Genomic DNA, 13,758 nt, shown 5'->3' on the forward strand with positions numbered 1-13,758 from the left:
GTTCATTTGATCAAGTATCAGGAACGTTTACATGATCGCTTGCCTGCGCCCGCTTACTCTCGCCTGCATGGTCGGCCTGCTTGCCGCCTGCGCCAGCTCCCCGTCATCCAACCTGGGCGAGTTGCCCCGCACGCCACAAGCCAATATCGACCAACTGCTGCAGCAGGCTGGCAACAGCCAGGCCGAGCAAGCGGCGCTGCTGCGCCTGTCGGCGGCCGACCTGGCGTACCAGCAGAAGGACATCGGCCGCGCCGCCGGCATTCTCGAACAGGTCCCCCTGGAAAGCCTCAAACCCGCCCAGCAAATCTACGCCAGCACCCTGGCCGCCGAACTGGCCCTGGCGCGCAACAAGCCCAAGGCCGCGCTGACCGCACTCCAGCACCCGAGCCTGGAGCGCCTGGCCGAGCTGCCGATCGAGCAGCAGATTCGCACCCAGCTGGCACGCGCCAGCGCCCTGCAGGCCACCGGCCAGCCCCTCGCGGCAGCGCGCGAGCGCGTGTTCATCGCCCCGCTGCTGAGCGGCGAAGCGGCAGCCAGCAACCATGAAACCATCTGGACGCTGGTGTCCAGCCTGCCCGCCGATCAATTGCAGGCCAGCGCCGACGCCGACCTGGCCGGCTGGCTGGCCCTGGCCCGTGCCTCGAAGAGCGCCGGCACCCTGGAACAGCAACAGGCCGCGATCGACACCTGGCGCACGCAGAACGCCGACCACCCGGCGGCCATTCAACTGCCGAAACCACTCGCCCAACTGAAGGAACTGGCCAGCCAGCCACTGACCGAAGTCGCCCTGCTGCTGCCCCAGGAAGGTCAGCTCGCCAGCGTGGCCCGGGCACTGCGCGACGGCTTCCTGGCCGCTCACTACCAGGCTCAGCAGGCCGGCCAGAACCCACCGAACATCCAGGTGTACGACAGCTCGCGCATCAGCTCCCTGGACGACTTCTACCGCCAGGCCCAGGCCGCTGGCGCCCAACTGGTGATCGGCCCGCTGGAGAAGCCGCTGGTCAAGCAGCTGGGTGACCGCGAGCAACTGCCGATCACCACCCTCGCCCTGAACTACGCCGACGCCGGCCAGGAAGGCCCACCCCAGCTGTTCCAGTTCGGCCTGGCTGCCGAAGACGAAGCCCGCGAAGCCGCGCGCCGCGCCTGGGCCGATGGCATGCGCCGTGCCGTGGCCCTGGTGCCGCGTGGCGACTGGGGTGATCGTGTACTCGATGCCTTCCGCCAGAGCTGGCAGGCCCAGGGCGGCACCCTGATCGCCGCCGAGCATGTCGATCAGCCGGTGGAGCTAGCCCGCCAGATCGCCGAACTGTTCCAGCTGCGCCAGAGCGAAGCCCGCGCCAAACGCCTGCAGAACACCCTGGGCGTATCCGTGGCCGCACAACCGTCGCGCCGCCAGGACGTCGACTTCATCTTCCTGGCCGCCACCCCGCAGCAGGCCCAGCAGATCAAACCGACCCTGGCGTTCCAGTACGCCGGCGACGTACCGGTCTATGCCACGTCGCACCTGTTCACCGGCAACCACAGCCAGGCCCAGTACCTGGACCTGAATGGCATCCGCTTCTGCGAAACCCCGTGGCTGCTGGACGTCAACGATCCGCTGCGCCAGCAGGTCGACAGCCAGTGGCCACAGGCCGGTGGCAGCCTTGGCCGCCTGTACGCCATGGGCGTCGACGCCTACCGCCTGGCGCCGCGCCTCAGCCAGCTGAAAGCCCTGCCCGCCTCCCGCGTGGACGGCCTGTCCGGCAGCCTGAGCCTCAATCCGTCGCAGCGCGTCGAGCGCCAACTGCCCTGGGCAGAATTCCGTGACGGCCAGGTCCAGCGCCTTCCTGACACGCCGAATTGATCGGACGACGCGACGCACAAGGCAGCGGCAACGCTGCCGAAGCGCTGGCCCGCCAGCTCCTGGAACGAGAAGGCCTGCGCCTGATTGCCCAGAACTGGCGATGCAAGCGGGGCGAGCTCGATCTGGTCATGCTTGATCGCGATACAGTAGTATTCGTCGAGGTTCGCTACAGGCGGCATACCGCCTGGGGCGGCGCAGTGGAAAGCGTGGATGCGCGCAAGCGCGAGAAGCTCATACTGGCCGCCACGTATTTCTTGCAACAGGATTCGCGCTGGGCCAAGCACCCATGCCGTTTTGACGTGATTGCCATCGACGCCGATGGCAACTCACCCCCGCGGCCGAACTGGATTCAGCATGCTTTTGAAGCCTGAACGGTCGACACACTAAAGGTTATCTCTCCGATGGATATGCAAGCCCGTATTCGCCAGCTGTTCCAAGCCAGCATCGAAACCAAGCAACAGGCCATGGAAGTGCTCGTTCCGTTCATCGAGCACGGCAGCCAGGTCATGGTTCAGGCGCTGCTCAGCGAGGGGAAGATCCTCTCCTGCGGCAATGGCGGTTCTGCCGGCGATGCCCAGCACTTCTCCTCCGAGCTGCTCAACCGCTTCGAGCGCGAGCGTCCGAGCCTGCCTGCCATCGCCCTGACCACCGACAGCTCGACCATCACCTCGATCGCCAACGACTACAGCTACAACGAGGTGTTCTCCAAGCAGATTCGCGCACTCGGCCAGCCGGGTGACGTCCTGCTGGCCATCTCCACCAGCGGCAACTCGGCCAACGTGATCCAGGCCATCCAGGCGGCCCATGACCGCGAGATGACCGTGGTCGCCCTCACCGGCCGTGACGGCGGCGGCATGGCCTCCCTGCTGCTGCCCGAGGACGTGGAGATCCGCGTCCCGTCCAAAGTCACCGCACGCATCCAGGAAGTCCACCTGCTGGCCATCCACTGCCTGTGCGACCTTATCGACAGCTCACTGTTTGGGAGTGAAGAATGACGCGTTCCGCACTGATCCTCGTCACCCTGGCGTTCACCCTGGCGCTTGCCGGCTGCGGCAACCGCAGCATCGGCAACAAGATCGATGACCAGTTCCTCGCACCCGAGGTCAGCTCCAACATCAGCAAGGCGCACAACGACCTGAACAGCCCGACCTCGCACATCGTGGTCACCAGCTACAACGGCGTGGTACTGCTGGCCGGCCAGACGCCGCGCGCCGAGCTCAAGCAGATCGCCGAACAGGCCGCGCGAAAGGCAAATGGCGTGGTGCGCGTCCACAACGAACTGCAGATCCTGCCGCCGACGTCCTTCCTGGCCCGCAGCAACGACTCGCTGCTGACCACCAAGATCAAGACGCAGATGCTGGCCGACAGCAACATCCCCGGCTCGCGCATCAAGGTGATCACTGAGAACGGCATCGTTTACATGCTGGGCCTGGTGACCCGCCAGGAAGCCAACCAGGCGACCAACCTGGTGCAGGGCGTTTCCGGCGTACAGAAGATCATCAAGCTCTTCCAGTACACCAACTAACGCTGCGCAGCAGGCACAAAAAAGGCGATCCTCGGATCGCCTTTTTCATTACTTGACCACTTTCAGGCTGGGGCGTCCGCTCGGCCGTGGCGGCTCGTCATCAGGCGGCCCCTGGTCGTCATCGCCCTCTTCCTCGTCCACCACGGGCGGCTCCAGGTCGAAGACCATGCCCTGGCCATTCTCACGCGCGTAGATGGCCAGCACGGCACTGGTGGGGATGAAGAGGCTGTGTGCCACTCCGCCAAAGCGCCCCTCGAAGCTCACCGCCTCGTTATCCATGTTCAGGTGACGCACCGCACTGGGCGATACGTTGAGCACGATCTGCCCGTCATTGGCGAACCCTGGAGGCACCTGCACCCCCTCGTACTCGGCATTGACCAGCAAGTGCGGCGTGCAGTCGTTGTCGACGATCCACTCGTACAGTGCGCGGATCAGGTAGGGGCGACTGGAGTTCATCAGGGTTTCCTCAAGCCTCAACGCATATCGCGTTCAACGGGTGACAGACTGGCCTGGAAGGCCTCGCGAGCGAACTGGCGATCCATGTAATCGAGCAGCGGCTTGGCTGGCTTCGGCAGTTCGATACCCAGAACCGGCAAACGCCAGAGAATCGGCAGCAGGCAGCAATCCACCAGGCTGAGCTCTTCACTGAGAAAGTAAGGCTTGTCAGCAAACAGCGGCGAAACACCGGTCAGGCTTTCGCGCAATTCCTTGCGCGCCTGCACCCGAGCCGGCTCCTTGCTGCGCGGATCCAGAATCAGATCGACCAGGGCGCACCAGTCACGCTGGATACGGTGGATCAGCAGACGGCTGTTGGCACGCGCCACCGGGTAGACCGGCAACAGGGGCGGATGCGGATAACGCTCATCCAGATACTCCATCACCACGGTCGATTCGTACAAGGCCAGATCGCGATCGACCAGCGTCGGCAAGGTGGCGTACGGGTTGGCTTCCAGCAGCTTCGGCGGGTAACGCCCCGGCTCGACAGTGATGATCTCCGCGCCAACACCCTTCTCGGCGAGCACGATGCGTACGCGGTGGGAATAGTGGTCGGCGGGGTCGGAGTAACAGGCCAACCGATTGGTCACGCCCATGGCGATCCTCCTCGCTTATCAGGTTATGTGGTGCAGAAAAACCTGCGCGCCCAATAGGGCGCGCAGGTCTACAACGGAGAAGCGATAACTTAGTGTATGTCCTTCCAGTATTCACGCTTGAGCAGGTAGGCGAATACAAAGAAGAAGGCCAGGTACAGCAGTACGTAGGTACCGATGCGGCGGCTTTCGAGCTTGACCGGGTTGGACGAGTAAGCCAGGAAGGTCACGAGATTCTGGATCTTCTCGTCGAATTCCGCTTCGTTCAACGTGCCGGTGTTCGGCTCGATGGTCAGCTGGTCGCACGCTTCATGGGTGATCGGCGTACCGGTCAACGGATCGAATTGCTTCTTGCCGTCTTCGACGACCTGAACCTGCTTGCAGCCGATGTACTGGCGACCCTGCAGGCCGACCAGGACGTTGGGCATACCGACGTTCGGGAAGACCTTGTTGTTCGCACCCAGAGGACGGGTCGGATCTTCGTAGAACGTACGCAGGTAGGTGTACAGCCAGTCGGTGCCACGTACACGAGCGACCAGGGTCAGATCGGGCGGAGCCGCGCCGAACCAGTTCTTGGCGTCGTCGGGCTTCATACCGATCTTCATGTGATCGCCGATCTTGGCGTCATTGAATACCAGGTTGTCCAGCATGATTTCGTGCGGGATGCCGAGGTCGTCGGCAACGCGCTCGTAACGCTGGTACTGGGCCGCGTGGCAGCCCATGCAGTAGTTGGCGAAGGTACGCGCGCCGTCCTGCATGGCAGCTTTGTCGGTCAGGTCGATATCCACTTTATCCAGCGGATAGTTGCTCGCAGCACCCATAGCCAGGGCTGGCAGCGCAGCAATAACAAATGCAGCAAATAGCTTTTTCATCAGCCAGTCACCCTTTCCGGAACCGGTTTGGTCTTCTCGAGCTTGGTGTAGAACGGCATCAGCAGGAAGTACGCGAAGTACAGGAACGTACAGACCTGAGACAGCAGCGTACGACCCGGAGTCGGGGACAGAACGCCCAGCACACCCAGAATCACGAACGACACGCAGAAGATCACCAGCCAGGCCTTGCTCATCCAGCCCTTGTAGCGCATGGATTTGACCGGGCTACGGTCCAGCCATGGCAGCACGAACAGAACAGCGATGGCCGCGCCCATGGCGATTACACCGAGCAGCTTGTCCGGAACCGCACGCAGAATCGCGTAGTACGGGGTGAAGTACCAGACCGGTGCGATGTGCTCAGGGGTCTTGAACGGGTTGGCCGCTTCGAAGTTCGGCTTCTCGAGGAAGTAACCGCCCATTTCCGGGAAGAAGAACACCACGAAGCAGAACACGAACAGGAACACCACGACACCAACGATGTCTTTGACGGTGTAGTAAGGGTGGAAGGCGATGCCGTCGAGCGGCACACCGTTCTCATCCTTCTTCTTCTTGATGTCGACGCCATCCGGGTTGTTTGAACCCACTTCGTGCAGCGCCAGGATGTGCAGAACCACCAGACCGAGAATCACGATCGGCAGGGCAACCACATGCAGGGCGAAGAAGCGGTTCAGGGTGATACCGGAGATCAGGTAGTCACCGCGGATCCACTGGGTCAGGTCATCGCCGATCACCGGAATCGCGCCGAACAGAGAGATGATCACCTGGGCACCCCAGTAGGACATCTGGCCCCAAGGCAGCAGATAACCCATGAAGGCCTCGGCCATCAGCAGCAGGTAGATCAGCATGCCGAAGATCCACACCAGCTCGCGAGGCTTCTGGTAGGAGCCGTAGAGCAGGCCGCGGAACATGTGCAGGTAGACCACGACGAAGAACGCCGATGCACCGGTGGAGTGCAGGTAGCGCAGGATCCAGCCGTACTCCACGTCACGCATGATGTACTCAACCGAAGCGAATGCTTCTTCGGCCGACGGGGTGAAGCTCATGGTCAGCCAGATACCGGTAACGATCTGGTTGACCAGCACCAGCAGTGCCAGGGAGCCAAAGAAGTAGAAGAAGTTGAAGTTCTTCGGTGCGTAGTACTTGCTCAGATGGTCTTCCCACATCTTGGTGGCGGGGAAGCGGGCATCCACCCATTCCATGAACTTATTCATCATGCTTGCTCCTGGTCCACACCGATGACGATCACATCATCCGACTCGTACATGTGCGGCGGTACTGGCAGGTTCAAGGGTGCAGGCTGCGACTTGTAGACACGGCCAGCGAGGTCATAGCGAGAACCGTGGCATGGGCAGAAGTAACCACCGACCCAATCCGCGCCCAGGTCCGCCGGCGCGACTTCCGGGCGGAAGGACGGCGAGCAGCCCAGGTGGGTGCACAGGCCGACCAGCAGCAGGATCTCAGGCTTGATCGAACGCGTTTTCGGGTCGACGTAGGTCGGCTGCACGGATGCCTGCGACTCGACGTCGGCCAGTTGGCCTTCGATCTTGGTCAGGTTGCCCAGGATCTCGTCGGTACGGCGCACGATGAACACCGGCTGCCCCCGCCATTCGGCAACCATTTGCTGGCCCGGCTCGATCTTGCTGACGTTCACCTTTACAGGTGCACCGGCAGCTTTGGCCTTGGCGCTAGGGAACCATGACCCCACGAACGGGACCGCGGCACCCACCGCTCCAGCAGCACCCACCACAGAAGTGGCTGCTACCAAGAAGCGACGCCGGCCTGCATTCACGCCGTCATTGCTCATTCAGTCGTCTCCCATCAGCTTTGTGGCCTGTTGTTCAGGCCTCTACTAAGTAAAAATCGAGTCGCGCAAAAAATTCGCCAAATGGTAAAGAAAAGCCCCTTTTCTGACAAGGTAATTACCCCATCAGAAGGCCTTCGAAACCTTACAGGACGCAGGGTTCATGGCTGCGGCATGATGTCGCATAACAACTTAGCAACCATAAAAAACGCCCAGTTCCGGAAGGAAACTGGGCGTTCTTGAACGCAAGTAGCGAATTAACGCTTGGAGTACTGCGGACGCTTACGCGCTTTACGCAGACCAACTTTCTTACGCTCTACTTCGCGAGCATCGCGAGTCACGAAACCGGCCTTGCGCAGGGCAGGACGCAGGGATTCGTCGTAGTCCATCAGGGCACGGGTGATGCCGTGACGGATAGCACCGGCCTGACCGCTGACACCACCACCGACGACGGTGACGTAGATGTCGAACTTCTCGGTCATCTCGATCAGTTCCAGCGGCTGGCGAACGACCATGCGGGCAGTTTCGCGACCGAAGAAGGTGTCGAGGGTGCGGTTATTGATGGAGATCTTGCCATTGCCCGGACGCAGGAATACGCGTGCGGTTGCAGTCTTGCGACGGCCAGTGCCGTAGTTTTGAGTCGCCGACATAATGAACTATTCCGTTAAATCTTCAGTTCTTGGGGCTGCTGAGCAGTGTGCGGATGAGTAGCGCCCGCATAGACTTTCAGCTTACGGTACATGTCGCGACCCAGCGGGTTCTTAGGCAGCATGCCCTTGACCGCGGTCTCGATCACACGCTCTGGCGCCTTGGCGATCAGCTTTTCGAAGTTGATCGACTTGATGCCACCCGGGAAACCGGAGTGAGAGTAGTACATCTTGTCAGAGGTCTTGGCACCGGTGACACGTACCTGCTCGGCATTGATCACGACGATGTAGTCGCCGGTATCAACGTGCGGAGTGTATTCAGGCTTGTGCTTGCCACGCAGACGGCTCGCGATTTCGGTGGCCAGACGACCCAGGGTCTGACCAGCAGCGTCGACGACAAACCAGTCGCGCTTTACTGTTTCCGGTTTAGCAGTAAAAGTTTTCATTCTTTATAGCCTCAGGGGCCGCCCTGATAAATAAGACGGCGGATCTTACTGAATAGTGCGTACTTTGACAAGTCAAAGGCAGCCGCAGACAGACGCTATCGGGGGCTCGGGTCAGCGCGTCCGTGTTACGGCAAGATTCTTCGGCAGGCGGCGCATCACTTCCACCGCTGAAAGAGGTGCGCAATTATGCAGATTGCGAAAATAAATTCAACCTGCTTGTATGCATCCCTTCACGCAGAAGGAGCACCTGATGAATTACCGCAAACTTGGCCGTACCGATCTGAACGTCAGCGCCCTGTGCCTGGGCACCATGACCTGGGGCGAGCAGAACGTGGCCAGCGAGGCGTTCGCCCAGATCGAGCGCGCCAAGGCCTACGGCATCAATTTCATCGATACCGCGGAAATGTACCCGGTACCGCCACGGGCAGAGACCTACAGCAAGACCGAACAGATCATCGGCGAGTACTTCCAGACGCGCGGTGACCGCGCCGACTGGATCCTCGCCACCAAGATCGCCGGCCCCGGCAACGGCATCACCCACATCCGCGACGGCCAGTTGAAATTCAACCGCCAGCACATCGTCGCCGCGCTGGACGCCAGCCTCAAGCGCCTGCAGACCGACTGGATCGACCTCTATCAGATGCACTGGCCGGAGCGTCCGACCAACTTCTTCGGCCAGCTTGGCTACCGTCACCAGGACACCGACTTCACGCCGCTGGAGGAAACCCTCGAGGTGCTCGACGAGCAGGTCAAGGCCGGCAAGATCCGCCACATCGGCCTGTCCAACGAAACCCCGTGGGGCACCATGAAGTTCCTGCAACTGGCCGAAAGCCGCGGCCTGCCGCGCGCGGTCTCGATCCAGAACCCCTACAACCTGCTCAACCGCAGCTTCGAGGTCGGTCTGGCCGAGGTGGCCATCCGCGAGCAATGCGGTCTGCTGGCCTACTCGCCACTGGCCTTCGGCATGCTCTCGGGCAAATACGAAGGTGGCGCTCGCCCGGACAAGGCTCGCATCAGCCTGTTCAGCCGCTTCACCCGCTACACCAACCCGCAGTCCGAGTCCGCCTGCTCGCAGTACGTGGCCCTAGCTCGCCAACACGGCCTGGACCCGGCACAGATGGCCCTGGCCTTCGTCACCGCCCAGCCGTTCGTGACCAGCAACATCATTGGCGCGACCAACCTGGAGCAGCTGGAAAGCAACCTGACCAGCAGCGAGCTGACACTCTCCGAAGAGGTGCTGGCCGGCATCGACGCCATCCACAAGGCCCAGCCCAACCCGGCGCCCTAAAACAGCGACGGCTGACCCCGCCTGGTATCGCGCCGCGATGCCAGGCGGTCGGCCAGTCGGGTCGGCTCGGGCAGGCGATGGCGGCGAACGCAGGCCATCACCAACTCCGGCGCACGCTCGAGACTGACCCGATTTCCCGGCGACACGATCAGCGGCCGTACCCGGTCCTTGCTGCGCAACACCCAGCCGATCAGCTCGCCTTTCCTGTTCAGCAGCTCGACCTGAGCGCCCCGTTCCTGCCCCAGCTCGCCATGGCTGCCCGTGAGAATCTTCTTGGCCACGCCGATGGTGGGAAAGCCACTGACCACCCCCAGGTGCGCGGCAATGCCCAACCCACGCGGGTGCGCAATACCGTGACCGTCGACCATGATCAGATCCGGCTCCTGCGGCAACCCGGCCAGGGCCTGCAGCAACGCCGGTAATTCGCGAAAGGACAGCAGGCCCGGTACGTAGGGCATGCAGGTGGGAATCCGCGCCACGCATTCCGCCAGCGGCTCGAGCGTATCGGCGTCGAGCAGCACCGCGGCGGCGCGGGTGATGCTGCCGCCCTCCTCGAAGCCGACGTCCACCCCGGCCAGCCGCCGCAACGGCGGGTAGTCATCCTCCAGCCGCACCTGCCTGGCCAGGCGCGTCTGCAGCTCACGGGCCGCTGCAGGGCTGCCATCCCAATCGGCAAAGGGGGATGTCGCGAGGTCGCTCAGTCGGGTCATGGGGTTCTCCAGGCATTTCTGCCTTGGAGCCACAGGGCGACGCGCGAGTTCGCCCTATCGATCACCCCACTCACGCACAGGCGAACGCCACTGACTCAGAGCGCGCGGGCAATGATTTCCTTCATGATTTCATTGGTACCGGCGTAGATCCGTTGCACCCGGGCATCAGCCCAGGCACGCGCCACCGGGTACTCCCACATGAACCCGTAGCCGCCATGCAGCTGCACGCACTCGTCGAGCACCTTGCATTGCAGGTCGGTGCCCCAGTACTTGAGCATCGCCGCCGTCGGCACATCCAGCTTGCCCTGCAGGTGCAGTTCCAGGCAGCGGTCGACGAACACGCGCCCCACCTGAATCTCGGTGGCCATTTCCGCCAGTTTGAAACGGGTGTTCTGGAAGTCGGCGACCGACTTGCCGAACGCCTTGCGCTCACGGGTGTAATCGAGGGTCCAGCGCAATGCCGCTTCAGCCGAGGCCAGCGCGCCGATACCAACGGTCAGGCGCTCCTGGGGCAGCTCCTGCATCAGGTAGGCGAAGCCCAAGCCGGCCTGGCCCAGCAGGTTTTCCTTGGGCACGCGCACGTCCTGGAAGAACAGCTCGGAGGTGTCCTGAGCCTTCATCCCGACCTTCTCCAGGCGCTTGCCCTTGGAGAACCCTGGCGTACCGGCCTCGACCAGGAACAGGCTGGTGCCCTTGGCACCGGCCTTCGGGTCGGTCTTGGCGACCACGATCACCAGGTCGGCCAGGTAGCCGTTGGTGATGAAGGTCTTGGACCCATTGATCACGTACTCGTCGCCGTCCAGCACAGCGGTGGTCTTTACCCCCTGCAGGTCGGAGCCGGCGCCGGGCTCGGTCATGGCGATGGCGGTGACCATCTCGCCGGACACCAGCTTGGGCAGGTACTTGTGCTTCAGCGCCTCGGAGCCGTAATGCAGGATGTAGGGCGCCACGATGTCGGAATGCAGGGAGAAACCGATGCCGGTCAGCCCCAGCCGACCGATCTCCTCGATCACCACGGTGCTGTAGAGGAAATCGGCGCCCATGCCGCCATATTCCTCGGGAATGTGCGAGCAGAGCATGCCGGCCTCCCCCGCCTTGTTCCACAGCTGGCGATCGATGTAGCCGTCCTTCTCCCACTGGTGATGAAAGGGCACCGCCTCCTGTTCGAGAAACTTGCGCACGCTGTCGCGAAACAGTTCGTGGTCGGAGCTGAAGATCGTTCTTGGAATCATGGGGGCACCTGAAGGAACATGGGTTGGGCATAACGAGCAGGCGAAAACTGTAGGACAGTCGGCGCAGCACTCACACTGGACACATGCGCCAAAAAATAAGACGATCCAGCCGTATCTTGACCACTTTACCCCCACCCGAACCCACCAGGGCCGCGTGGAACGCGCTCCTCCTTTCGTCATAAGAATAAAAGCAATGAACACTCAGTCGTCCGCGCGGCTCACGCGCGTCAGTATCCTTGCCACCGAAGGCGTGTTCGCCTCCACCCTGATGCAGGCCAAGGATTTCTTCCACATGGCCAGCCTGCGCTACGGCAAGCAACAGGGCTTGGGCCTGACCCCCAGTTTCGAGATCCACCTGGTCAGCCCCGACGGGCAACCAGTACGCAGCTTCAGCAATGTCATGATCCCCGTCGACGGCGCCCTCGATGAGGCCGACATCATCATCCTGCCCGCCTTCTGGGACGACTTCGACGCACTCTGCCAGCGCCACCCCCAGGTGCTCGCCTGGCTCAAGACTCGCCACGCCAGCGGCAGCGCCATCTGCGGCGAGGCCACCGGTGTGTTCTGGATGGCCCAGGCCGGGCTGCTCGACGGCAAGGAGGCTACCACCTACTGGCGGTTCTTCCGCGAGTTCGCCGAACGCTTCCCCAAGGTTCTGCTGAACCAGGAAAAACACCTGTCCGACGCCGACAACCTGTACTGCGCCGGCGGTGTGACCTCTGCCTGCGACCTGTACATTTACCTGATCGAACGCTTCTGCGGCGCCAGCGTGGCCCAGGGCGTGGCCCGCGACATCCTCTACGAGGTGCAGCGCAGCTACACGCCCGGACGCATCGGCTTCGGCGGTCAGAAGCTGCACCACGACCTGACCATCCTGCAGATCCAGCAGTGGCTGGAGGAACACTTCTCCGACAAGTTCCGCTTCGAAGACGTCGCCCGGGAACACGGCATGAGCATCCGCAACTTCATGCGCCGCTTCCAGACCGCCACCGGCGACAAGCCGCTGCACTACCTGCAACGGTTACGCATCGAAACAGCCAAGGGCCTGCTCAGCGCCACGCGCAAGAGCATCAAGACCATCAGCTACGAAGTGGGCTACGACGACGCGAGCTTCTTCGCCCGCCTGTTCCGCCAGCACACAGACCTGTCACCCAACCTCTACCGTCGCCAGTTCCAGCACAAGGACGGCCATGCTTAGGATGGGGATGACAGGAGCCGCCGCGGCGTTCCGCGAGGCCCGACTCACCCTTGGATAGGTAGGCGGCGCAGGGCATCGCCCTATGATCGAGACATCCCCACGGGACTCTTCATCATCACCACAGGTCATTGCCATGCGCCGCCTTCTCACTGCCCTCCTCGTCTTCTGCAGTTTTGCCGTCGCGGCGGAAGACGCCTGGAAACCTTTCCCCTACGACCAGAGCGCCTACGACTACTCCGGCGACAAGCTGCGCCAGGCCTGGCCACAGCTGACCCGGGGCTTCGGCGCCGATTACCCCTTCCCGGATGCCGCCTGGGTGACCGCCATGGCTGCCCGCTACCCGAAAGCCCTGGACGCTAGCGGCAACCCCAGGGATGCCGAAGCCTATGCGGCAAAGCTCCAGGACGTGTGGCGCCTGATGTTCCGCGGCGACTTCGCCGAAGCCCGCCAGCAAGGCGAAGCGCTCGGGGTCGGCGGGCAGATTCCCGCACTGTTCGCCCAGGTGCTGTATGCCATGTTCCTGGCGCCGAACCAGGAGGAGAAGCACCGGTTGCTGGAAGAGGTGATCGCCTACACCGACCAGGCCGGCGACCTGGTGCAGGCCGACACCGTGGCCCAGTTCGGCCGCGTCTATGCCAAGGCCCGCCTGGGCGAAGAGCTGTCGGTGCCGGTGGTGCTGAAGCGCGGCTACACCTCACAGATCCCCGATGAGCTCGACGCCCTGCTGGCCAAGCAGCCGCAGCACCCGTTCGCCCTCGCCCTGTATGGCGGTTACGAGGCCGGCGTGATCCGCAAGGTGGGCAAGCTGGTCGGGAAAATGACCTACGGGGTCAGCGCCGACAACATGGAGAAGTACTTCTCCCTCAGTTTCAAGGCCAAGGATGACCTGCCCATCGGCCACTACGAATACGCCAATGCCCTGGGCTACGTGTACGGCGACGACGAAGAGGCCAAGGCCCTGGAGCACCTGAAGCGCGCCGCCAATGCCCGGCCGATCAGCGCCATGGAGGCCCTGGAAGTGGCCCATGCGCAGAAACTGCTCGCCCAGCACGAGCAGAAACTGGCGAAAAACTGAGGCCCACAAAAAAGGCTGCCTCTCGGCAGCCTT

The 13,758-nt window shown here is 62.6% G+C and carries 16 protein-coding genes; 7 read left to right on the forward strand and 9 right to left on the reverse strand.

Translation table 11 applies throughout. From position 1 onward, the window contains the following. Window positions 1-31 precede the first annotated feature (31 nt). From N5C28_RS04675 to N5C28_RS04690, 4 genes are read left to right on the forward strand one after another with little or no spacing between them, the layout of a single operon-like run. Window positions 32-1,843 carry a penicillin-binding protein activator gene (locus N5C28_RS04675; protein ID WP_279820667.1) on the forward strand — a complete coding sequence of 604 codons (1,812 nt, stop codon included), beginning with the start codon at window positions 32-34 and terminating at the stop codon, window positions 1,841-1,843. Then, entirely contained in the window at window positions 1,843-2,214 is a 372-nt protein-coding gene (locus N5C28_RS04680; RefSeq protein WP_279821069.1) for a YraN family protein, read from the forward strand. Before N5C28_RS04675 ends, N5C28_RS04680 begins: the two co-directional genes overlap by 1 nt. A 30-nt stretch (window positions 2,215-2,244) precedes the next feature. Then, window positions 2,245-2,838, forward strand: a complete 594-nt coding sequence (locus N5C28_RS04685; protein ID WP_279820669.1) for a phosphoheptose isomerase — start codon at window positions 2,245-2,247, stop codon at window positions 2,836-2,838. Further along, window positions 2,835-3,368 (forward strand): BON domain-containing protein, encoded by a 534-nt coding sequence (locus N5C28_RS04690; protein WP_279820671.1) that lies wholly within the window; start codon window positions 2,835-2,837, stop codon window positions 3,366-3,368. The genes N5C28_RS04685 and N5C28_RS04690 overlap by 4 nt, the downstream gene beginning before the upstream one ends. Before the next feature lie 48 nt (window positions 3,369-3,416). Here N5C28_RS04690 and N5C28_RS04695 read toward each other — a convergent pair whose 3' ends face one another. The 7 genes from N5C28_RS04695 to rplM all read right to left on the reverse strand — a co-directional run bounded on the left by N5C28_RS04695 (window position 3,417) and on the right by rplM (window position 8,222). Continuing rightward, window positions 3,417-3,824, reverse strand: coding sequence for a ClpXP protease specificity-enhancing factor (locus N5C28_RS04695; protein WP_279820673.1), 408 nt, complete (start codon window positions 3,822-3,824; stop codon window positions 3,417-3,419). 17 nt (window positions 3,825-3,841) lie between these two features. Continuing rightward, complete coding sequence (locus tag N5C28_RS04700; protein ID WP_279820675.1) at window positions 3,842-4,459, reverse strand: glutathione S-transferase N-terminal domain-containing protein; 618 nt, start codon at window positions 4,457-4,459, stop codon at window positions 3,842-3,844. 89 nt (window positions 4,460-4,548) lie between these two features. Then, window positions 4,549-5,328, reverse strand: a complete 780-nt coding sequence (locus N5C28_RS04705; RefSeq protein ID WP_279820676.1) for a cytochrome c1 — start codon at window positions 5,326-5,328, stop codon at window positions 4,549-4,551. Then, window positions 5,328-6,539: a cytochrome bc complex cytochrome b subunit gene (locus N5C28_RS04710; protein ID WP_279821070.1), complete on the reverse strand. Its 1,212-nt coding sequence runs from the start codon at window positions 6,537-6,539 to the stop codon at window positions 5,328-5,330. The genes N5C28_RS04705 and N5C28_RS04710 overlap by 1 nt, the downstream gene beginning before the upstream one ends. Next, window positions 6,539-7,132 (reverse strand): ubiquinol-cytochrome c reductase iron-sulfur subunit, encoded by a 594-nt coding sequence (gene petA, locus N5C28_RS04715; protein WP_279820678.1) that lies wholly within the window; start codon window positions 7,130-7,132, stop codon window positions 6,539-6,541. The genes N5C28_RS04710 and petA overlap by 1 nt, the downstream gene beginning before the upstream one ends. A gap of 254 nt (window positions 7,133-7,386) precedes the next feature. Next, entirely contained in the window at window positions 7,387-7,779 is a 393-nt protein-coding gene (rpsI, locus tag N5C28_RS04720) for a 30S ribosomal protein S9 (protein ID WP_279820679.1), read from the reverse strand. A 14-nt stretch (window positions 7,780-7,793) separates the two neighbouring features. Next, a complete protein-coding gene (gene rplM, locus N5C28_RS04725; RefSeq protein ID WP_279820680.1) occupies window positions 7,794-8,222 on the reverse strand; it encodes a 50S ribosomal protein L13 in 429 nt (142 codons plus the stop codon). 250 nt (window positions 8,223-8,472) lie between these two features. Between rplM and N5C28_RS04730 the strand changes: the two genes are divergently transcribed. Further along, entirely contained in the window at window positions 8,473-9,510 is a 1,038-nt protein-coding gene (locus tag N5C28_RS04730; protein ID WP_279820681.1) for an NADP(H)-dependent aldo-keto reductase, read from the forward strand. Here the strand turns inward: N5C28_RS04730 and nfi are convergent. Together nfi and N5C28_RS04740 are read right to left on the reverse strand one after the other, a co-directional pair. Next, a complete protein-coding gene (gene nfi, locus N5C28_RS04735; protein ID WP_279820683.1) occupies window positions 9,507-10,220 on the reverse strand; it encodes a deoxyribonuclease V in 714 nt (237 codons plus the stop codon). The genes N5C28_RS04730 and nfi overlap by 4 nt on opposite strands. Window positions 10,221-10,315: 95 nt before the next feature. After that, on the reverse strand, window positions 10,316-11,452 hold the full coding sequence (locus N5C28_RS04740) for an acyl-CoA dehydrogenase family protein (RefSeq protein WP_279820685.1): 1,137 nt from the start codon (window positions 11,450-11,452) through the stop codon (window positions 10,316-10,318). Window positions 11,453-11,744: 292 nt separating this feature from the next. Between N5C28_RS04740 and N5C28_RS04745 the strand changes: the two genes are divergently transcribed. Both N5C28_RS04745 and N5C28_RS04750 read left to right on the forward strand, forming a co-directional pair. Next, window positions 11,745-12,650, forward strand: coding sequence for a GlxA family transcriptional regulator (locus tag N5C28_RS04745; protein ID WP_279821071.1), 906 nt, complete (start codon window positions 11,745-11,747; stop codon window positions 12,648-12,650). 133 nt (window positions 12,651-12,783) lie between these two features. Then, a complete protein-coding gene (locus tag N5C28_RS04750) occupies window positions 12,784-13,725 on the forward strand; it encodes a hypothetical protein (RefSeq protein ID WP_279820687.1) in 942 nt (313 codons plus the stop codon). Window positions 13,726-13,758: the final 33 nt, after the last annotated feature.

This window comes from Pseudomonas sp. GD03944 (assembly GCF_029839275.1).
Lineage (GTDB): Bacteria > Pseudomonadota > Gammaproteobacteria > Pseudomonadales > Pseudomonadaceae > Aquipseudomonas.

Bases quoted from the DNA above. Each gene is read 5' to 3' on its own strand.
- N5C28_RS04705 (WP_279820676.1), bottom strand. From the start codon at position 5,328: ATGAAAAAGCTATTTGCTGCATTTGTTATTGCTGCGCTGCCAGCCCTG.
- N5C28_RS04695 (WP_279820673.1), bottom strand. From the start codon at position 3,824: ATGAACTCCAGTCGCCCCTACCTGATCCGCGCACTGTACGAGTGGATC.
- N5C28_RS04710 (WP_279821070.1), bottom strand. From the start codon at position 6,539: ATGAATAAGTTCATGGAATGGGTGGATGCCCGCTTCCCCGCCACCAAG.
- N5C28_RS04750 (WP_279820687.1), top strand. From the start codon at position 12,784: ATGCGCCGCCTTCTCACTGCCCTCCTCGTCTTCTGCAGTTTTGCCGTC.
- N5C28_RS04685 (WP_279820669.1), top strand. From the start codon at position 2,245: ATGGATATGCAAGCCCGTATTCGCCAGCTGTTCCAAGCCAGCATCGAA.
- N5C28_RS04690 (WP_279820671.1), top strand. From the start codon at position 2,835: ATGACGCGTTCCGCACTGATCCTCGTCACCCTGGCGTTCACCCTGGCG.
- petA (WP_279820678.1), bottom strand. From the start codon at position 7,132: ATGAGCAATGACGGCGTGAATGCAGGCCGGCGTCGCTTCTTGGTAGCA.
- N5C28_RS04700 (WP_279820675.1), bottom strand. From the start codon at position 4,459: ATGGGCGTGACCAATCGGTTGGCCTGTTACTCCGACCCCGCCGACCAC.
- nfi (WP_279820683.1), bottom strand. From the start codon at position 10,220: ATGACCCGACTGAGCGACCTCGCGACATCCCCCTTTGCCGATTGGGAT.
- N5C28_RS04730 (WP_279820681.1), top strand. From the start codon at position 8,473: ATGAATTACCGCAAACTTGGCCGTACCGATCTGAACGTCAGCGCCCTG.
- N5C28_RS04675 (WP_279820667.1), top strand. From the start codon at position 32: ATGATCGCTTGCCTGCGCCCGCTTACTCTCGCCTGCATGGTCGGCCTG.
- N5C28_RS04745 (WP_279821071.1), top strand. From the start codon at position 11,745: ATGGCCAGCCTGCGCTACGGCAAGCAACAGGGCTTGGGCCTGACCCCC.
- N5C28_RS04740 (WP_279820685.1), bottom strand. From the start codon at position 11,452: ATGATTCCAAGAACGATCTTCAGCTCCGACCACGAACTGTTTCGCGAC.
- rpsI (WP_279820679.1), bottom strand. From the start codon at position 7,779: ATGTCGGCGACTCAAAACTACGGCACTGGCCGTCGCAAGACTGCAACC.
- rplM (WP_279820680.1), bottom strand. From the start codon at position 8,222: ATGAAAACTTTTACTGCTAAACCGGAAACAGTAAAGCGCGACTGGTTT.